Annotated in this window: 17 protein-coding genes; 11 read left to right on the forward strand and 6 right to left on the reverse strand. The window is 60.6% G+C overall.

All coding sequences use genetic code 11. The features are described 5' to 3' along the window. Window positions 1–180: 180 nt before the first annotated feature. A complete protein-coding gene (locus QP994_RS09205) occupies window positions 181–1,137 on the reverse strand; it encodes an HAD family hydrolase (protein ID WP_284866385.1) in 957 nt (318 codons plus the stop codon). 95 nt (window positions 1,138–1,232) lie between these two features. Between QP994_RS09205 and QP994_RS09210 the strand changes: the two genes are divergently transcribed. From QP994_RS09210 to QP994_RS09240, 7 genes are all read left to right on the forward strand, one after another. Next, complete coding sequence (locus QP994_RS09210) at window positions 1,233–1,451, forward strand: glutaredoxin family protein (RefSeq protein WP_284856017.1); 219 nt, start codon at window positions 1,233–1,235, stop codon at window positions 1,449–1,451. A 187-nt stretch (window positions 1,452–1,638) separates the two neighbouring features. Next, window positions 1,639–3,387, forward strand: a complete 1,749-nt coding sequence (locus tag QP994_RS09215; RefSeq protein ID WP_284866387.1) for a bifunctional uroporphyrinogen-III C-methyltransferase/uroporphyrinogen-III synthase — start codon at window positions 1,639–1,641, stop codon at window positions 3,385–3,387. A gap of 63 nt (window positions 3,388–3,450) precedes the next feature. Further along, window positions 3,451–4,044 carry a hypothetical protein gene (locus QP994_RS09220; RefSeq protein ID WP_284866389.1) on the forward strand — a complete coding sequence of 198 codons (594 nt, stop codon included), beginning with the start codon at window positions 3,451–3,453 and terminating at the stop codon, window positions 4,042–4,044. A 20-nt stretch (window positions 4,045–4,064) separates the two neighbouring features. Further along, window positions 4,065–4,595 (forward strand): hypothetical protein, encoded by a 531-nt coding sequence (locus tag QP994_RS09225; RefSeq protein WP_284866390.1) that lies wholly within the window; start codon window positions 4,065–4,067, stop codon window positions 4,593–4,595. Between the two features lie 40 nt (window positions 4,596–4,635). Further along, on the forward strand, window positions 4,636–7,353 hold the full coding sequence (locus QP994_RS09230; RefSeq protein ID WP_284866392.1) for a heavy metal translocating P-type ATPase: 2,718 nt from the start codon (window positions 4,636–4,638) through the stop codon (window positions 7,351–7,353). Continuing rightward, complete coding sequence (locus tag QP994_RS09235) at window positions 7,346–8,380, forward strand: FAD-dependent oxidoreductase (protein WP_284866394.1); 1,035 nt, start codon at window positions 7,346–7,348, stop codon at window positions 8,378–8,380. The genes QP994_RS09230 and QP994_RS09235 overlap by 8 nt, the downstream gene beginning before the upstream one ends. 31 nt (window positions 8,381–8,411) lie before the next feature. Continuing rightward, window positions 8,412–9,200 carry a DedA family protein gene (locus tag QP994_RS09240; protein WP_284866396.1) on the forward strand — a complete coding sequence of 263 codons (789 nt, stop codon included), beginning with the start codon at window positions 8,412–8,414 and terminating at the stop codon, window positions 9,198–9,200. Window positions 9,201–9,214: 14 nt separating this feature from the next. On the opposite strand, the gene galK is transcribed toward QP994_RS09240, so the two are convergent. The 5 genes from galK to QP994_RS09265 are packed head-to-tail and all read right to left on the reverse strand — an operon-like array spanning window position 9,215 to window position 14,399. Continuing rightward, window positions 9,215–10,426, reverse strand: coding sequence for a galactokinase (gene galK / locus QP994_RS09245; RefSeq protein ID WP_284866397.1), 1,212 nt, complete (start codon window positions 10,424–10,426; stop codon window positions 9,215–9,217). Further along, complete coding sequence (gene galT / locus QP994_RS09250) at window positions 10,423–11,532, reverse strand: galactose-1-phosphate uridylyltransferase (protein WP_284866399.1); 1,110 nt, start codon at window positions 11,530–11,532, stop codon at window positions 10,423–10,425. Before galT ends, galK begins: the two co-directional genes overlap by 4 nt. Next, a complete protein-coding gene (locus tag QP994_RS09255) occupies window positions 11,533–11,793 on the reverse strand; it encodes a hypothetical protein (RefSeq protein ID WP_284866401.1) in 261 nt (86 codons plus the stop codon). A gap of 14 nt (window positions 11,794–11,807) precedes the next feature. Next, window positions 11,808–13,451: a sodium:solute symporter family protein gene (locus tag QP994_RS09260; protein WP_284866403.1), complete on the reverse strand. Its 1,644-nt coding sequence runs from the start codon at window positions 13,449–13,451 to the stop codon at window positions 11,808–11,810. 54 nt (window positions 13,452–13,505) lie between these two features. After that, window positions 13,506–14,399 carry an aldose 1-epimerase family protein gene (locus QP994_RS09265; protein WP_284866405.1) on the reverse strand — a complete coding sequence of 298 codons (894 nt, stop codon included), beginning with the start codon at window positions 14,397–14,399 and terminating at the stop codon, window positions 13,506–13,508. Between the two features lie 183 nt (window positions 14,400–14,582). On the opposite strand from QP994_RS09265, the gene QP994_RS09270 reads away from it, so the two are divergent. The 4 genes from QP994_RS09270 to QP994_RS09285 all read left to right on the forward strand — a co-directional run bounded on the left by QP994_RS09270 (window position 14,583) and on the right by QP994_RS09285 (window position 18,355). Beyond that, window positions 14,583–15,191, forward strand: a complete 609-nt coding sequence (locus tag QP994_RS09270) for a histidine phosphatase family protein (RefSeq protein WP_284855996.1) — start codon at window positions 14,583–14,585, stop codon at window positions 15,189–15,191. Further along, a complete protein-coding gene (locus QP994_RS09275; protein WP_502870039.1) occupies window positions 15,192–15,791 on the forward strand; it encodes a TlpA disulfide reductase family protein in 600 nt (199 codons plus the stop codon). Then, a complete protein-coding gene (locus QP994_RS09280) occupies window positions 15,792–16,574 on the forward strand; it encodes a cytochrome c biogenesis CcdA family protein (RefSeq protein WP_284866407.1) in 783 nt (260 codons plus the stop codon). Window positions 16,575–16,648: 74 nt separating this feature from the next. Next, window positions 16,649–18,355, forward strand: a complete 1,707-nt coding sequence (locus tag QP994_RS09285; RefSeq protein ID WP_284866409.1) for a cytochrome c biogenesis protein ResB — start codon at window positions 16,649–16,651, stop codon at window positions 18,353–18,355. The last annotated feature ends 32 nt before the right edge of the window (window positions 18,356–18,387 follow it).

Below are 18,387 nucleotides of genomic sequence, written 5' to 3' on the forward strand. Positions count from 1 at the left end.
AGCATATACTTTCAACGTTAATGCAGGTCACCTACTGGAAATCAGCCAATCCAGACACACTTTTTGACCCTTAAGCCCCAGCCCCAGTGTCCGCGTGCCCTTAACTCCCCGGAATCGTGCACGGATCCCTCTAAAACCCTAGGACTGCCCTTAAGTCCCCGGAATCGTGCACAAAGAACCTTACTTCTTCCTCCGGGCGGCTTTCCACCCCTTCATCAGGGCCACAACCCCACCGACAACCAACAAAGGAATGAAGGCCTCGGTGAAAGCGCGGCGGACCGGACGGTAGTCGCGGATGAGCCAGCCATTTTTCTCGGCGTGTTTGCGTAGTTGGCGGTCAGGGTTGATGGCTACGGGGGTGCCAACGAGGGAGAGCATGGGGATGTCGTTGACGGAGTCGGAGTAGGCGGTGCACTCCTTGAGGTCTAGGCCCTGGGCTTCCGCTAGTGCTTGGACGGCGTGGGCTTTACCGGGGCCGTGGAGGATGTCGCCGACGAGGCGGCCGGTGAATTTGCCGTCTTTTTCTTCGGCGACGGTGCCCAAGGCGCCGGTGAATTCGAGGCGTCCGGCCAGTGCTTGTCCGACTTGGACCGGGGTGGCGGAGACGAGCCACACTTGTTCGCCGGCGGCGATGTGCATGGCGGCGAGTTCGCGGGTGCCGTGGTAGGTGCGGTCCACCAGGTGGTTTTCCACGATGTCGGTGCACAGTTGCGTGAGTTCTTCCACGCTTTGCCCCTTGACCACACTGAGTGCTTTTTCCCGGCCTGAGGCCATGGCGTCGGGGAGTTCGGAGCCGAAGACACGGTAGCGAACTTGGGCGATGAGGTAGGGGAAGATATCCCCAAGTTTGATGTAGCGCCGTTTGAACAGTTGGTAGCCAAGGGCGATGAGGGAGTTGCCTTGGATGAGGGTGTTGTCTACGTCGAAAAAGGCGGCGGCGGTGACGTGTTGGGGGATGTCGGGGTCGGGGGTGGTGATGCGGATGCCACCGGCTTCGACGGCGGCGCGGGCGGCGGCGAGGCCGGCTTTGCGCTGATGGTCATCGTCGATAGGCGGGAGTGCGGTGCTTTCGATGAAGCGGCGCACGTTGCCCCGCGAGTGGGACCACTGTGAGCGGGGTCCATTGATTGGGCTCACGGGGTGTGTCCTTTCGGTCGTGCTGGTGGCGGTAGCCTAGTCCATCGTAGGCGCCCAACGCGTTGGAGAGGGGTTGGAAGGTGCTGGTTGAACTCATGGTGCGTGCGACGTGCGGTTCTTGTGAGCGTGTGGCCGCGCAGATTGAGCCGGTTGTCGCGGATGCGGGTGCGCAGTTAGTGCTTATCGACGTCGACGGGGACCCCGAACTCGCCACCGAATTCGGCGACCGCGTTCCCGTGGTGGTCATTGATGGTGAGGAATTCGCGTGTTGGGAAGTGGATAACGCGGAGCTTGCCGCGGCACTTCAAGGGTGATGGTGTAGGCGTCAGTTTTTTATTTCCGGCTGCTCAATTTAAGGTGTAACTACCACATGCCGTCGGCACTGCTATTCATATGGTCCCCTGAACGCTGATTCGGAGGATCTAGCAGGCGCGACGGCTACCCTGTGAATTTTTAGGTTCACCCAGTTTTAGCAGTCTGTTTTAGAAGAGATTTGTGTCAATGACGAGTGCCTCCACGCCCTTAGCCGCGCCCAAAAAGGCAGCTACCGCTAGTTCTGGCGACCCAGAATTGGCTGCTCTGCGGGGGAAGGTCATTTTCGTCGGCGCAGGTCCGGGTAATCCGGATCTGTTGACTATCCGTGCGCGTGACGTGCTGGAGCGCAATGCCGTTGCGGTTGTTGATCCGGATGTCTCCGCAGGCGTGCGTGATGTTGTTGGTTCGGTGCTTCCTGTCCCGGCGGAGAAGCTTGAAGCGGCTGCTGCTGCCTATGAGGAGATGTGCGCCAAAGCGAAGGAAGCCGGTGCGCGCCGTAAACCGGCTAAACCGGCTGATCCGACGGCGGCGGAGGTGTCGGAGTGGGCGCCGGATGGGGAAGGGATCGTCGAAAAGCTTGAGGTCGCTTTGGATGAGGCGGCTGCTGCGATTGATCGCGGTGATGCGGGCGATGGTGACGTGATTCGACTTGTTGCGGGTAACCCGTTGACCCGAAATGCTGTCATGCAGGAGATTTCTGCTGTGGCGGCTGCCGGGATTGAATTCCAGGTTGTGCCGGGCATGTCGTTGCCGTCGACCGTGCCGTCCTTTGCGGGCATCGCGCTGGGGTCCACGTACACCGAGGCTGACCTGGCTAATGAGCCGATTGATTGGGATGGCCTGGCTGCCGCACCGCAGCCGCTTGTGCTTCAGGCGGAAGTTGAGCACCTGCCGGTGATCAGTGCGGAGCTCACCGCGCGGGGCTTTTCCCCGGAAACTCCGTTGACGGTCACGGTCAACGGTACGACCCGACTGCAGCGCACGTTTGATGCGACGTTGGGCACGGTGGGCAAGCTGGATGCGGATTTGGATGGCACGCTCGTTGTCACCATCGGTACCGCGGTGGATGACCGTTCGAAGTACTCCTGGTGGGAGAACCGCCCGCTGTACGGCTGGCGCGTGCTGGTCCCGCGTGCGAAGGAGCACGCCGGGCCGATGAACGCGCGGTTGAACTACTACGGCGCTATCCCACAGTCTGTGCCCACGATTTCTATGGAACCGCCGCGTAACCCGGCGCAGATGGATCGCGCGATCAAGGGCATTGTTGAGGGCCGCTACCAGTGGATCGTGTTCACCTCCGTCAACGGTGTGGATGCCGTGTGGGACAAGTTTGAAGAACTCGGGCTGGATGCGCGCTCCTTTGCTGGTGTGCACTTGGCGGCAGTGGGGCAAAAAACCGCTGATGCGATTCGTGCCCGTGGCATGATCCCTGAACTGGTGCCACATCGCACGAAGCAGACCGCCCAGGGCCTGGTCGATGTCTTCCCGGATTACGTGGAAGAGATCGATCCGGTGGGCCGCGTGCTGCTCCCGCGCGCTGATATTGGTGGCGACGTTTTGGTGGAAGGCCTCAAGGAGCGCGGCTGGGAGGTGGACGATGTGGTGGCGTACCGCACCGTCCGTGCCGCCCCGCCGGCACCGGAGGTGCGCGACATGATCAAGACTGGTGGTTTTGATGCCGTGTGCTTTACCTCCGCATCCACCGTGAAGAACCTGGTGGGTATCGCCGGTAAGCCACATGCCCGCACCATCATCGCCTGCATTGGCCCTATGGCCGCGGCGGAAGCCAAGGAACAGGGCCTGCGCGTTGATGTTGTGCCGGAATCGGCTGACGTACCATCCCTGGTTGATGCGTTGGCTGAGCATGTTGCTGGACTGCGTGCTGCTGGCCAGCTGCCGCCGCCGCGCAAGAAGCGTCGCGCGCGCCGTTCTTAAGCCTCTAAGCTCATTTGTCAGCTCGGAGATTCCGGGACTGGAAGGATCAGTGATTTCATCACTATGACCACACCTGATCGGGGCACGCCCCCAAGCTACATTGCCCCAGCTGCTGCCGAGGAGCCGGGGAAGCCGGAGGCAGTGCGCCTGTTTGTGCTCACCGCCATTGTCATGCTGTGTGGTGAGGTGATTCACCAGATGTTCTCCGTAGCTGCGGTCCTGCTGGATCCATCCGCGATGATTGAGCAGGCGAAGCAGGCTCGTCCATCCGCGGCGAAGGAGGTTGGAGATGCAAACATGATGCTGCTTGCGTACGCTTCCGTGGGCATTGCGGCGCTGTTTGCCTTAGCCATCGTGGTGGTGCTGGCTATTGCGGTGCGGGCAGTGGCTAAGCAGGCCTCTTGGGCGGAAAACGCACTGAAGTTGCTCATGGTTTTCGGCGGTTACTTCGCGCTACGCGTCATGCTGATCTTTGCAGTGCCAGTCAGTGGCAGTGCTGTACCGACACCACTGATCGCCTTAGATGGGGCGATGCAGATCATCGCGGGAGTGGCCGGCGTGTGCGCCATTGTTTTTGCCACCCAGGATGAGGTGCGCAAGTGGACAGCCAAGCCCAATACCTCAAAGGATGCGAAGACACCGCACGGCCCCAAGTGATCTGAGGCAGACTAAAGACCATGGCCGGTATGTTTCCCACGATGGTGACGGATCCGAATGATCCAAACCGCAATCACAGGTCCTCAGCGTGGACAGCAGGGCAGGGCTGCCCACGCAACCTGCGTGTGGCGTTCTATCTCATCTGCACCGCGGGTGTACTGATGCTGCTCACCGCGTTCACGCTGCTGGCCAACGGCTATCCCGGTGATGACGTGATCCATGATGTGAGCAAACTCTTGGGTGATGTCGCCGACGAAGAATTTCGCCAAAGGTACATGACCAACATGCGGGTCACGGCGTGGGGCAGCATTATTCTCACGCTGTGGCTGGTGTCCGCAGCAGCGTATTTCCCCAAAGGCAGCAGTACCGCGCGCCGTTGGGCTGGTGTGGGCGTGGCTTTAACGTGTTTCTTGCACTTGGCGTCGTTTGTGGTGCAGTTAACGGCGTGGGTGTCCATGGTTGTGGTGGTTCTGCTGGTTGTGGCTATGCTTCTAGCGTTTCGTCCGGATTCAAACGCGTATGTGGATGAGATGAGTCCACGCTTCCAATGAAGCCAAGAATGAAGCCAAGAATAAAGAGCAAAGAGTAGCCATGACCAACCCAGAGAACAACGGTGAACACCCGGACCCGGTGACGGAGTCCCATGAGCAGCTTGGCCGTTCCATCCAGGATGCGATGGATGCTGCGCGTGAGGCGGGTATTGGCGTGGAAGAAAAGCCGGGGGAGGCATCCGTTTGGTTTGCGGCGGATGTTGAGGACAGGCCACATGTGTCCTATTCCTTCGTGTTGAAGAATCTGCCACCGGCGCCGGATATTGACATGGTTGAGGCCGCGGTGGAAGAGCTCGACGGGGTGGAGTGCCGTGTGGTTCATCCGCGTAAAACGGCGTGGGTGACGGCGACGGTGGATACGAGGCCGGAGGTGATCGTCGATAAGTTTGCGGAGCTTGGCATTGAGGCTTCGTTGACTGATACGTCGATGTTCCGTTACGCGGCGGCGGTGGAAAGTGCTGAGCATTATGTGCGGCGTAAGGCAACAAAGGATGTTCCGATTCAGCTGCGTCGTCGCCGTCGTTCAGCACAGCGTTCCCTGGATCGAGCGCGGCAGGCGGGTTTCGGTCCGCGGGCGCGACGCGAGGAGGCGCAGCGGAAGAACCAGAGCAAGGACCCGGTGAAGCGGGACAGGAAAGACGATGTTCTGTACACCGCACGTGATCTGATTACGCCGGCGCGCATGTGGGTTGCGCTGGTGCTCACTCTTCCGGTGTTGGTGCTGGCGTATGTTCAGGCGGCGCAGTTTGATGGCTGGCAGTGGATTGAGCTCGCCTTGGCCACCCCGGTAGTCACGTGGTGTGCGTTTCCTTTCCACCGTGCGCTGGCGGGTGGTGTGCGGCGCGGTATTACGGCGCTTGATGGCGCGAGTTCTGTGGCCATCATCATTGCTTATTTGTGGTCCGCCGCGGTGATTCTTCTCGCGCCGACGGGGCAGCGTGGTGGGCATTCAGGGTTCACGTGGTTTGCTACGACGTTGGGTACGGATCATGGCCCCGAGTTGTTCCTGGATGTGGCGTGCGGGATCACGTTGTTGCTGCTCATCGGCCGGAGGTATTCCATTCGTGCGCGCCGGTTGTTGATTGATGAGATGGCGGATCAATCACTCAACCCGGAGGTTGAGTACATCCGCATTAATAAAATGCGGGGGCGCGCGGAGATTGATAAGGAGCTCATCCCGGTTGCTGAGATCAACCGCGGCGATGACATTGTGGTGCATGTTGGTGAGGTCATTCCTGCTGACGGCAAGGTCATCGGTGGCAAGGCTCGTTTGAAGCAGGGGCTTATCGACGTCCACGAGCCCAACGACGTCAAAGTCGGCTCCACCGTCTATGCCGGTTCCGTGATTGAATCCGGGGAGATCAAGGTGCGTGCGCAGCGCACCGGCCATGCAACGCGCTGGTTGGTGGTGATGCAGTGGCTGCGGGATGTAGAGGTGCGTCAGCGGTACGCGACGGTCCAGTATGCCCAGAGTGCTGCACGGCTGTTGCCGGTATCGATGACCGTGGCCTTTTTCAGTTTCATTTTGTGGGGCTTGATTTCGGGCGATTACAACGCGGCTTTGCGTACTTCTTTGGCGGTTCTAGCTGGCATCGCACCGGTGGCGTTGGCATTGTCCCCAGCGTTGGCGCTGCGGTTGGGTATTGAGTCCGCGGCGCGCAACGGTGTGTTGTTGCGTGATGGTAATACGCTGCGTTCGTTGGAGACGGTGGACACGGTTGTGTTCAACCGCGTGGGCACCCTGGCAAAGTCCCAGATGTGTGTGGAAACGGTGACACCGGCGGAAGGGGAGAGCGAGGAGATGATCCTCCGCATCGCCGGTGCGGTGTCCATGGAATCGGACACCCCGGCCGGGCGCGCGCTGGTGCAGGGGGCACGTGAGGCGAAGACTCAGACGGACAACAATCCGGATCTACCCACGCGCTATGAATTGGTGAATGTGGCCACGGAGCCGAGCGGAGATGTGAGCGCGCGCGTGAATCTGGTGTTTGTGGATGAGGAGGGCCGTGAGACATCCACCCAGGTTGATGCCTTGTTGTGGCGGCCGGTGAATCTGTCTCACCTGCGTGGCCGTTTGGCGGTGGCTGCCACCTCGGGCGGTACCCCCGTGGTTGTGCGGTGGAAGGGCAAGGACCGTGGCGTGATCACGTTGTATGACCCGTTCAAGGACGACGCCGATGAGGCTGTGTCCCGCTTGGAGCAGATGGGCGTGGAAACGGTGATGCTCACGCGGGATACGTACCCGGTGGCTCGTCGTTTTGCGGATTTCTTGGGTATCTCCAACGTGCTGGCGGGTATTACGAATAACCGGAAGGCCGGGGCAATCCGCAACCTTCAGGCGGCGGGGGCGGAGGTCGCTTTGGTCGGTGATGCGTCCGTACGTGATGCGCTGCGCGCAGCAACGGTGAGCATCATGTATGCGGATTCGGAGGAGCTGGAGTTTTCCCGCCGTCGCGGGCGCACGGTGTCTGCGGTGTTGTTGCGCCATGATGTGATGGCGGTGCCGCAGCTTGTGTCGCACGCCCGCAAGGTGTGTGAGGTCATTGACCGCAACTTGGCGCTGGCGTGGATCTACAACGGCCTCATGTTGGTGTGTGCGGTGGCCGGTGTCATTCCGCCGATCGCGGCAACCGTGCTCATGCTTGGTTCTTCGCTGCTCATCGAGGGGTTGTCTATGCGCGCGCGTAGTTTCCCGAATGAGGATCGCGTGGAGCCGGAGACTATTTCTGAACTGGTCAACGGAGAGAACAATGGCTAAAACAAACATCGCTGTTATCGGTGCCGGGTTGGCAGGGCTCACCGCGGCCAAGCACATTAGGGGCGCGAGCGTCGATGTGTATGAAGCAACCGATCGCATCGGCGGCAAACTCCATACCGTCGCATTCGAAGGTGGCCCCACGGACATCGGTGCGGAATCTTTCATTCCCACCGACGTCACGCGCGCATTCGTCGAGAAGCTCGGCCTCACCGGGTCCCTCGTCGAACCCAGCGATGCGCCAACCATGCTGTGGGATGGCAAGGAGCTTTCGCTTATCGACGTCCCCCGCACCACCACCTTCCGCCACGGCCTCCAGGAGCTAACGGAGAAGCTCGCAGAGGAATCCGGTGCTGATATTTACATTGATGCGTTCATCTCCGGCATCACGCGTGCGACGGATAAGGAAAGCGGCAAAGAGGGCTTCCGCCTCAAAGGTGGGGAAGACAAGCTGTACGACCACGTTGTCCTGGCTGTGCCGGCACCGACCGCCGCGCTTTTGCTCAAGCAAGTGGATGCGGATGCTGCACAAGCGTTGGCGAAGGTGAAGTTGGCCAACAGGGTTGTGGTGGGCATGCGCTTTGCCACCGGCGAGGGCTTGCCAGAGGCTGCGGAGATCCGCATTGCGGACGGTGCGGACGGTGCGCAAGGCGTCCATACCGAGTCTTTCGTGTTCTCTTCCCAGCGTTGGCCACATCTCGCGCAGCGCGCGGGCGCACTGGTCCGCGCAACTCTCAATGCCGAAGCGCATGCGGATGAGGATGACCTGGTGGATTGGGCCCTAGATGACCTGACAAAGGTCACCGGCTTTGATGGCCGTGCTGCCGGACTGGAAGAAATCTACGTCCAACGCTGGTTCGGTGCCTTCCCGGAAGCCACCGATGCCAACAAGGCTGCGGCCACCGAAGCAGACGAAATGATCGCGCAGATCCCCGGTATCTCTGCAACCGGCGCATGGGTAAGCGGCCCTGGCATCCCCAATGTCATCGCCCATGCCCGTGCGACCGCGGATGAAGTGCCCACTGCGTAGATCGCTTCAACCCCGTGTAGTTTTGGGTGCCATGCACAAAGAGCAGGAGCCAACAGGCAACGAGGAGATGGTTGATCCGGTGGAACCCGATCAGCCAGATACGTCAGGTGTGCCAGAAGGTTCGAACAAAGAAGAACCGGAATGGTGGGAGCAACCCGGTCTGCCGTGGAACTCTAAGCCGACGAAGTCGGACTACTGGTGCCTGGCCTGGTTTGGCTTCGTGGGCATCTTTGGCATGTCCATGATCCCGCTGCGCGCGTGGCTGCTCGGTTTGGATCCACCGATCTTGCTGGCGGTGACGGGCTCGCGCATTGGTGCGGCCTCAACGGGCGCGCTCGCCGCGGTGGGTGAAGCACCGGGCTGGTTGTGGTTCCTGCTCATTGGCTCGCTGGTGAACATCAAGTTTGACTGGGTGTACTGGTGGGCTGGCAAACTGTGGGGCCGCGGCATTTTGGAGGTGCAGGCGCAAAACTCCAAGCGCACGGAGAAGAACTTCAAGCGCGTGGAGGGCTGGTTCCACCGCCTCGGCTGGGTAGCCATTTTCCTTGCGTACCTGCCCATCCCGTTGCCCATCGCGTTCGTTGTCTTTGTTTTGTGTGGCGCAACCGGCATGGATGTGAAGAAGTTCATGGTCCTCGACTTTGTGGCGAAGACCATGTGGTCCTTCCTCTACTTCGGCCTGGGCTGGTCGATCGGCGAGCCCGTCGTGTTTGTGCTTGAGCAGTACTCCAAGGTGGCCAACTGGATCGCCATCGGCCTTATCGTCGTGGTGTTCTTCGGTGTCTTCCGCGGGCAGTCCAAGACCGCACGCAAAGCGTGAGCTAATACCGCGAGCTAATCCACGCGCCGGGCGCCATCCTGCGCACTGGTCGCGTAGATCACCGGAGTGGGGTGGCCTTGGGCGGTGGTGTCAGCAGTGATAGCTGCGGCCACCGCATCAACATCCTCATCTCGGCATAGGGCGATGATGGACCCACCAAAACCACCACCGGTGATGCGGGCGCCCACTGCACCAGTGGACATTGCGGCCTGAACAGCAGTTTCGAGGGCGTCCGGGACGATCTCAAAATCATCACGCAACGAGGCGTGGCTTTCATTCATCAGCTGACCAAACTGAGGGATATCGCCAGCCTTGAGTGCCGCAATCGCACGGAGAGTGCGGGCGGTTTCCGTGTGTACGTGGCGCACACGGCGACGTACGACGTCTGCAGTGAGGTCAGTGGCACCGGATCCAGCTGAAGATGCCCATTCCACGGCGCGGTCCACCACATCGTCCTCACGGAACGTGCAGTCAAGGGCAGCAGCAACCTGGTCGATGAGACCGCGCCGGGAGCTGTACTCGCCCGTCACGTGGGAGTGTTCAACACGGCTGTCAGAGACAAGGAGCTGGTAGCCCTCCCAATTGCACGGAACCTGCTCGTGGGTGCCAGCCAGGAAATCGAGGGCCAGGGCAAAACCTTCACGGCCACGAACCACGGCGTTTTGGTCCAAGCCACCGGTGTTAGCACCCACGTAGTGGTTCTCAGCGCGCATGGTGGCGGCGATGATCTGATCATCAGTCGTCACCGACGCCAACAGGTCACGCACGGCAACAGCAACAGCGCACTCCAAAGCAGCGGAGCTAGATAGGCCAGAACCCAACGGCACATCGGAGATCACCGCGATGTCCAGGCCGGATGTGGCATCGCCGATGAGGGCATGGACAGTGCCGGCAATGTAGCCACGCCAATCAGGCAAACAGCCAGGCTCCGAGCTGGCGGTAGAGAGTTCTGCCAGATCCACTTCGGCATCGAGGATCTCGCCGTTGGGGGAGTGGGAGACCATACGCACAATGCTGTCCTCCCGCGCGCGGGCAGCCACGGCGGTGGCCATGGTGGTGGCAAAGGGCAGGCACACACCGAAGGCATAGTCCACGTGATCACCGATGAGGTTCACCCGGCCAGGAGCAACCCACACTCCGGTGGCGGTGCCACCAATGTGCTCAGTGAAGAATGCGCGCGCATCGGTGCTGAGACGGTCGGGGCTGCGGGTGGAAGAAACAATCACTGGTAGGCCTCCTTCAACGTGGCGGCGATGACCTCAGGGGTGGTGTCATTGATCCACGCGCCCATGCCGGATTCACTCCCAGCCAAGAACTTCATGCGGCCGGGGGAGCGCATGAGAGAGAACAGCTGGAGGTGGAAGCGCCCATCCTCCGGGGCATCCACCGGCGCTTGGTTCCATGCGGCGATGTACGGGGTGCGTTCAATGCCGGGGAAGAACTGATCCACCGAGGCGAAGAGCTTGTCGCAGATCACCGCAAGATCATCACGTTCAGCAGTGGTCAGTTCAGCGAAATTCGGCACCGCACGCTTAGCCATCACCATGACTTCTAGTGGCCACTTCGCCGCGGCGGGAGTGAACACCACAAAGTGGTCCGTCGCCTCGATGATGCGGCGGGCGGAGGTGAGTTCGGCGGCCAAGAGCGCGTCGAAAAGCGATGTGCCATGCGCTGCGCGATGAGACTGTGCCTGGCGTGCAATCGCGGCCATGCGGGGTGGGACGAACGGGTAGGAATAAATCTGACCGTGCGGATGGTGCAAGGTCACGCCGATTTCCTCACCGCGGTTCTCAAACGGGAAGACGGCTTTGACCGGTTCGAGGGCGGAGAGTTCGGCGGTGCGGTGGGCCCAGACGTCGATAAGCGCGCGCTTGCGGGTAAGTGGCAGATCCTTGAATGAGCCATTCGCGTCCGGCGTGAAACACACAACCTCGCAGCGTGACCACGCAGGAGCGCGCTCGAAAAGCTCTTGGCTATCGACGAACGGGCTATACCCCTCCGGCACATCCAACCGCATGCTCAAGGACGGGAAGCGGTTTTCAAACACGACAACCTGGTAGTCATCCTCCGGGATCTCACTCGGCTTCTGGCCGGGGCGTGTGGGGGCCAACGGGTCCTCATTCGCGGGCGGGAGGAAGGTCCGGTTCTGTCGGTGCGCGGCATAAATCGCCCACTCACCGGTGAGCGGGTCACGCCGCATCCAGGACTCGGTGAGCACCTCCGGCAATCCGCGCTCATCGGTGGCGGTGCGGTCCGGTGTGCCGGGCTCATCGAAGTAGATGAGCTCACGGCCATCAGACAATGTCGTACGCGTGATCTTCAACTCAGTCATCTACTCTGCTGCTTCCAATGTGTCGGGGTTGAAGGCGATTGGGCGCAACCGTGCCCACAGGAAGAACACCAGCGCAGTGACAGCAAGGGCGATGCCCACCCGCAGATTGTCGCTGGATTCTTTAGGGATCTTCTCGTCCACATTGAATCCCGGGTCGAGTACGAAGGAGCAGATGATCAGCACGATCCCATAGAAACCCAGCAGCGCGCCAATGACGTTGCGGATATCAAACGTTGCGGTTTCTGCTTGTGAATTAGCCATAAGAATCACTTCCTTTAGAGGAACATCAAGTTCAGGCCGATGACAAGGACAAGAGCGATCACACCAAGCGGGATGGTGCGCTGGTACCACGGCAGGGTGGCCTCAGAAGCATCAACGAGCTGGTCCTTCGGGGTGACGCTGCGGACAAAGCCCACGAGCTCCTCATCCGGCTTCGGGGTGGTGAACAGGGATACGATGACGGACACGAGGATGTCCACTGTGAACGCCAGGGAGGCAGCGACGAATGCGGTGCCCTGGCCGGGCAGACTGACCAGTGGGTCCTCACCCAGCGAGCAAGCCCAGAAGATGATGGCGGCAGCGGTACCTGCCACCAGGCCGGACCAACCGGCGTGCGGGGTCATGCGCTTCCAGAACATACCCAGGATGAAGGTGGCAAACAGCGGGGCGTTGAAGAAGCCGAACAGCGTTTGCAGGTAGTCCATGATGTTGCCAAAGTTGGCGGCGAGCAGCGCCGTAAAAACAGCGATCACGGTTGCGCCGACGGTGGCCAGGCGGCCAACGCGCAGGTAGTAATCATCGTCCTTGTCCTTGACCACGTAGGTCTGCCACAGGTCATAGCTGAACACGGTGTTGAAGGACGAAATATTCGCTGCCATACCGGCCATGAATGCAGCCAGCAGGCCAGCGATACCCACGCCGAGAAGACCATTGGGCAGCAAATCGCGCATGAGGTACAGCACCGCATCATTCGGATTGGCAGCACCCTCCATGATCGGGGTGACCAGGACGGACGCGACCATGCCCGGCACAACCACGATGAAGGGGATGAACATCTTGGGGAATGCGCCGATGATCGGAGTCTTGCGCGCCGAGGACAACGAATCAGACGCCATAGCGCGCTGAACTTCAACGAAGTTGGTGGTCCAGTAACCGAAGGACAGCACGAAGCCGAGGCCGAACACGATACCCACGACGGACCACACCGGGTTGTTGAATCCGGAGATGTCCTGGCCAGGCCAGGTGGAGAAGTGGCTCGGATCGTTGATAGCTTCCTTCAGTCCACTCCAGCCACCCACGTGGCGCAGACCAATGATGGTCAGTGGCAGCAGCGCGGCAACGATGACGAAGAACTGCAGCACCTCGTTGTAGATCGCTGCAGACAGACCACCCAGTGTGATGTAGGCCAGAACGATCACGGCGGCAACAACGAGCGTTGACCACAGCGGCCAACCCAGCAGTGCTTCCACCACCGTGGCCAGCAGGAACAGGTTCACGCCGGCGATGAGTAGCTGTGCGACCGCGAAGGAAATCGCATTAACCAAGTGTGCGGCCGGGCCGAAGCGTTTGAGCATGAATTCCGGGACGGAGCGGACTTTGGAGCCGTAGTAGAACGGCATCATCACAATGCCGAGGAAGATCATGGCGGGCACGGCGCCGATCCAGAAATAGTGCATGGTCTGCACGCCGTATTCCACACCATTGGCAGACATGCCGATGATCTCCACCGCGCCGAGGTTCGCCGAGATGAAGGCCAAACCGGTGATCCAGGCGGGTAGCCCGCGGCCGGAGAGGAAGAAATCAATCGACGAGGACACGCCGCGCTTCGCGGCCCATCCAATCCCCAGCACGAACGCGAAAAATACCGCGACGAGCATGTAGTCGACCCAGGAGGCGTCGAGCCTGAGGGCTGTATCCATGGCGGACACTCGCTTTCTGTTGAGTTACGGGTTCCGTATTTAGTTACTCGTTGTTCAATTATTAATCGCCCGCACGGTCCAGCTCACGCTTATACGCTCACCAGGTTCCAGCACGGTCAGGTCTTCGCCCGTGGCCAGGGCATTCGGAGGCGCGGTCATCGGTTCGACAGCCAACTCCCGCTGCGGGGAGGTGAAGATTTGGGTCCAGGGCATGTTTGCGTGCGCCTCTAGTTCCACCCCGCGCCCATCCCCATCCACCAGCCGGGCAATGTGTGGGTGTTCCACCGAATCAAACCCCGCGTCGTCGAGGTACACCCCGTTCATGTGCATCGGGCTGGCCGGCCACGGTTGGCGTGGGCCGGTGGGAATGTTGCGGGAGTCCACCGGTTGGCGCTCTTCGATGGTGTGGTGCAGCGTGCACTCATCGAGAGGTGCACCTTGGGGGTCTAAGTAGGTGTGCACACCCAAAGCGCATGGTGCGGGGCCGTGGTCACTGTCAGCCGGGGTGATGTTGCGCGCTGTCATCGTGCCGGTGATCCCGGTATCCGTCAGCGTGTACGTCACGGTGAGCTCAATCTGCCACGGCCAGCCAGGCTCCGGGCCCAGGACGGTGCGCAGCGTCGCGCTGTTGTCGGTGTGATCCACGATGTCGAAGATCCGCCCCCACGTGAACCCGTGGATGGCATGCCCACGTTCAGCTTCGGTGACCTCCAATTGGTGGGTCACGCCGTTGAAGGTGAACGTTGCATCCGCGACGCGGTTTGGCCACGGTGCCAGCACAATATTGGCTGCACCCGGTGGTCGGGGAGTGGGGTCGAAGCTCTTGAGTAAAGGGCGTTCGTCTACCTTCAAACGTCGAATAGCAGCACTTGAGGCCGTAATAATCGCGGTGACCTCGTGGTCCGCGTCCTGTCGAAGCGTGACTTCCGGAATTGTCTGGGCACCCATGCATCAATTATCCACGGGTGCACCCTCCTGCATGCAACCAGTATCAACCAATAGGATTAGTAATCGCGTTGTGTCTGGGTTTGTGTCCGTGACTATGTCCCAGGCACACTTTGACTTAATCGGACGCACCCCCTGCGTCCAGCAATTCCATGAAAACTGCAGTTTTAAAGAGGAGGGCTTGTCATGGTTGAGACCGTTGTCCACCTCGTCCGACACGGGGAAGTGCACAACCCGCAGAAATTGCTCTACGGGCGACTCCCTGATTTTCACTTGAGTTCCCGTGGCCGCTCCATGGCGGCACGTACCGCCGCGAGCTTTGAAGGCAAGGACGTGACCTACCTGGCAGCGTCCCCGCTGGAGCGCGTGCAGGAAACCGCGGCACCGATCGCAGAAGTGCTTGGGTTGGAGATTCAAACGAACCGGGACCTCATTGAGTCCGGCAATATCTTCGAGGGGCTGCGCACGAAGGGGCTTCGTAGCCAGCTGTTCAACCCGATCCGGTGGCGCCACATGGTCAACCCGTTGAAGCCCAGCTGGGGTGAGCCGTATACGGAGATTCTGGAGCGGATGCGACGCGCCGTGGATAAGGCTCGGGCTGAGGCTGAGGGCCATGAAGCAGTGCTCGTGTCCCATCAGCTGCCCATCGTGATGGTGCAGCGTTGGGCCCAAGGCAAGCCTTTGCCACATAGTCCGGCGACGCGAAAGTGTGACTTGGCCAGTGTGACCTCCTTGGTCTTTGAAGGGGACACCCTGAAGTCCTGGTCCTACGCTGAACCAGCGAAGGGGATTTAGATGCGTCGCTTTCATGCCATGGTTCTGTCAAGCGTGGCACTCCTCGGCGCGTTCGGGATGTCTGCCTGCGCTGTGCCTGGTTCGAGTGAGACTTTTGCCTTCCACTCACCCGGCGGCCAGGTAGAGATTTTCTACGACGAGGCGGATCGTGCTCCCTTGTCGGAATTTTCCGGCGAGTCTTTGATGGAGCCGGGCACGCAGATTTCCTTGTCGGACTTTGAAGGACAGATGGTGGTGCTCAACGCATGGGGCCAGTGGTGCGCGCCGTGCCGTGCGGAGGTGGATGACCTGCAGGAGGTGCAGGAACACTTGACTGGCCAGACTGTGGACGGCAAGCCCTCCGGCACGATCCTGGGCATCAACGTCCGTGACTACCAGCCGGAAATCTCCCGGGACTTTCTCACGGACAACGGGGTGACGTACCCGTCCATCTATGACCCGCCTTTCCGGACTGCCGCGGCCTTGGGTGGTATTCCCACCTCCGTCATTCCCACCACGATCATCCTGGACAAGCAGCACCGCCCCGCGGCAGTGTTCCTGCGTGAGGTAACCGCGTCCGAGATCATTGAGGTCACGGACCGCCTGGCGGGTGAGAACTAAATGGGTCATACGTTTGCGGACCTAGTTTCTAACGGCCCGCTTTTCGCGGGTTTCTTCGCAGCAGCCGTGGCCGGTCTCGTGTCCTTTGCGTCCCCCTGCGTGATCCCACTGGTGCCGGGGTACCTGTCGTACCTCACCGGCATTGTCGGTGGGGAAGTGAAGATGAAAGAGGGGGAAATAACCGTGGGCAAACGCCGCCAGGGAGCGGTGGTTGTTGCAGCGGCGCTGTTCATTGCGGGCTTTACCGCGGTGTTCCTGCTGGCCACGGTGACAGTCTTCGGTGCTATCAGTGTTATTGCGTTGAATTCTGACACCTTGATGCGCATCGGTGGTGTGGTGACCATCATCATGGGCCTGGTGTTCATGGGGAGTGTGCCGATTCTGCAGAAAGACACCCGCATGCAGCCTAAGAAGTGGGCCACGTGGTTGGGTGCGCCGCTGCTCGGCGGTGTGTTCGCGCTCGGCTGGACACCGTGCGTGGGCCCCACTCTCGGCGCGGTGATTTCAGTCTCCGTGGGCACCGAAGGCATGACCGCTGCTCGTGGCATCGTGCTGGTAATTGCTTATTGCCTTGGCCTGGGCATTCCCTTCCTGCTCCTGGCACTGGGCTCCGCCAAGATGGTGGAGGCCGTGGGCTTTTTGCGTAAGCATTCGCGTACCATCCAAATCATCGGCGGTGTTGCCATGGTGCTGGTTGGTTTGTTGCTGCTCACCGGGGCCTGGAATGTGTTCATCTCCTGGACCCGCCAGCTGGTTTTCGGTTACGGCGCCACCGTGCTCTAGAACTACTGAATAGTCGATAGATTCTTATGCTCTCTCCCGCGAAACCCTCCGCGAACTCTTCCGCAAGGTCTGCCATGACATTGTGGGCTAAGCGCACCTGGCACTGGTTGACCAGCATGCGCACGGCGCTGGTGTTGTTGTTCCTGCTGTCCGTCGTTGCGGTGCCGGGTGCGCTGTTGCCTCAGCGGGAAGTAAACGCCAGCAAGGTGGATGAGTACATCGCGGCGAACCCGACGATGGGCAAGATCTATGACGCATTGAGTTTGTTCGATGTGTTCGCCTCCCCCTTCTTTGTGGCGCTGCTGACTTTGCTGATCATCTCCTTGATCGGCTGCATCATTCCGCGTTCTATCGACCATTACCGCGCGTACAAGGCGAAGCCGACGCGCGCGCCGAAGTACCTGCACCGCATGCCATTCCATGCTGATGGTGATGTGGATGTGCCGCTCGAAGAGGCAGTGCAGCACGCCAAAGCCCAGTTCAAGCGCTGGCGGGTGGCGGAGTACACCGCTAAGGAAGATCGCGCGGGTGCTGTGTCCATCTCCGCGGAGCGCGGTTATTCGCGTGAGCTGGCCAACCTCATCTTCCACGTGGCCATCGTGGCCATCATCGCGGTCTTCGCGTTCGGCCGGATGGTGTTCTACGAAGGCCAGGTCATCGTGGTAACCAATTCAGAATCAGAGTTCGCGGTGCCCGTGGAGCAGTCGCGCGAATTCTGCAATACGTCCCCCGCCAACTTTGATACCTTCCGCGCCGGCCCGCTTTTCGACGGCACCGGGCTCACCCCCTTCTGCTTCGTCTCCCACGACTTCACCGCGGATTACCTGCCCAATGGCCAGGCAGACACGTTCTCCTCCACGGTCTCCTATGCGGAAGGGGAGGCGATGGCTTCCACTCCGCCGAAGAACCCGGGGGAGAACCAGCGCGGTTGGGAGGACTACACCCTGCGGGTAAACCACCCGCTGCGTGTGGGTGGGGACCGCGTGTATCTGCAGGGCCACGGTTTTGCCCCGCAGATCACCGTGACGTGGCCTAACGGTGAAACACGCACCCAGATGATTCAGTTCCGCCCCACGGATCTGACCTTCTTCCTGTCCACCGGCGTCATGCGCTTTGACCCGCCGGCGGGCATGTACCCGGATTTGATGGAGCGCCGCCAAAACCAGATTGCCATTGAGGGCGTCTTCGCCCCCACCGCCGCGTGGACGGGCCCGAACGGGGACATGCTCCAGTCGGCTTTCCCATCCATGAATGATCCGGCGGTCTCCCTCGACTTGTACATCGGTGATGCCGGCCTGGACACCGGCCGCCCGCAGAATCTCTTTGAGCTCGACCAATCCCTCATCGCCTCCGGTGAACTGGAGCGGGTGGAACGAGTGATGCTTAGTGCTGGTGAGGAGGTCACCATTCCCGCAGGGGATAACCCCGAAGGAGGGGAGATCACCTTGCGTTTCGACGGCGCCGCTGAATACGCCAACTACCAAATCTCCCGCGACCCCACCCAGGGCTGGGCACTCGTTGTCACCACCCTGTTATTAGGTTCCCTTGTTGGTTCTTTGCTGATAAAACGGCGCCGCGTGTGGGTCCGTTTCACCCCTTCCGCTGCTGGCGGAACGCACATTGAACTCGCAGGACTCGCCCGAACGGATCGCGCCGGGTGGGGCAGTGAGTTTGATGAGGTGGTGGGGGCGGTGCTCCGGGGCGTCGATAAGCAAGAGCTCGATGGCGCCCCACACGAGGCTGAGCTTGACGACGACTCTGATGCCGAAGAGTGGCACTGACGTGCAGTGATATGCCCCACAGCCTTGGTGCG

The sequence above is a fragment of the Corynebacterium sp. MSK044 genome (genome assembly GCF_030232825.1).
Taxonomy (GTDB): Bacteria; Actinomycetota; Actinomycetes; order Mycobacteriales; family Mycobacteriaceae; genus Corynebacterium.

Excerpts from the sequence above, each read along its gene's own strand:
- QP994_RS09270 (WP_284855996.1), top strand. The coding sequence starts at position 14,583 with ATGGTTGAGACCGTTGTCCACCTCGTCCGACACGGGGAAGTGCACAAC.
- QP994_RS09225 (WP_284866390.1), top strand. The coding sequence starts at position 4,065 with ATGGCCGGTATGTTTCCCACGATGGTGACGGATCCGAATGATCCAAAC.
- QP994_RS09210 (WP_284856017.1), top strand. The coding sequence starts at position 1,233 with ATGGTGCGTGCGACGTGCGGTTCTTGTGAGCGTGTGGCCGCGCAGATT.
- QP994_RS09235 (WP_284866394.1), top strand. The coding sequence starts at position 7,346 with ATGGCTAAAACAAACATCGCTGTTATCGGTGCCGGGTTGGCAGGGCTC.
- QP994_RS09285 (WP_284866409.1), top strand. The coding sequence starts at position 16,649 with ATGACATTGTGGGCTAAGCGCACCTGGCACTGGTTGACCAGCATGCGC.
- QP994_RS09215 (WP_284866387.1), top strand. The coding sequence starts at position 1,639 with ATGACGAGTGCCTCCACGCCCTTAGCCGCGCCCAAAAAGGCAGCTACC.
- QP994_RS09240 (WP_284866396.1), top strand. The coding sequence starts at position 8,412 with ATGCACAAAGAGCAGGAGCCAACAGGCAACGAGGAGATGGTTGATCCG.
- QP994_RS09260 (WP_284866403.1), bottom strand. The coding sequence starts at position 13,451 with ATGGATACAGCCCTCAGGCTCGACGCCTCCTGGGTCGACTACATGCTC.
- QP994_RS09265 (WP_284866405.1), bottom strand. The coding sequence starts at position 14,399 with ATGGGTGCCCAGACAATTCCGGAAGTCACGCTTCGACAGGACGCGGAC.
- galT (WP_284866399.1), bottom strand. The coding sequence starts at position 11,532 with ATGACTGAGTTGAAGATCACGCGTACGACATTGTCTGATGGCCGTGAG.
- QP994_RS09275 (WP_502870039.1), top strand. The coding sequence starts at position 15,192 with ATGCGTCGCTTTCATGCCATGGTTCTGTCAAGCGTGGCACTCCTCGGC.
- QP994_RS09220 (WP_284866389.1), top strand. The coding sequence starts at position 3,451 with ATGACCACACCTGATCGGGGCACGCCCCCAAGCTACATTGCCCCAGCT.
- QP994_RS09280 (WP_284866407.1), top strand. The coding sequence starts at position 15,792 with ATGGGTCATACGTTTGCGGACCTAGTTTCTAACGGCCCGCTTTTCGCG.
- QP994_RS09230 (WP_284866392.1), top strand. The coding sequence starts at position 4,636 with ATGACCAACCCAGAGAACAACGGTGAACACCCGGACCCGGTGACGGAG.
- QP994_RS09255 (WP_284866401.1), bottom strand. The coding sequence starts at position 11,793 with ATGGCTAATTCACAAGCAGAAACCGCAACGTTTGATATCCGCAACGTC.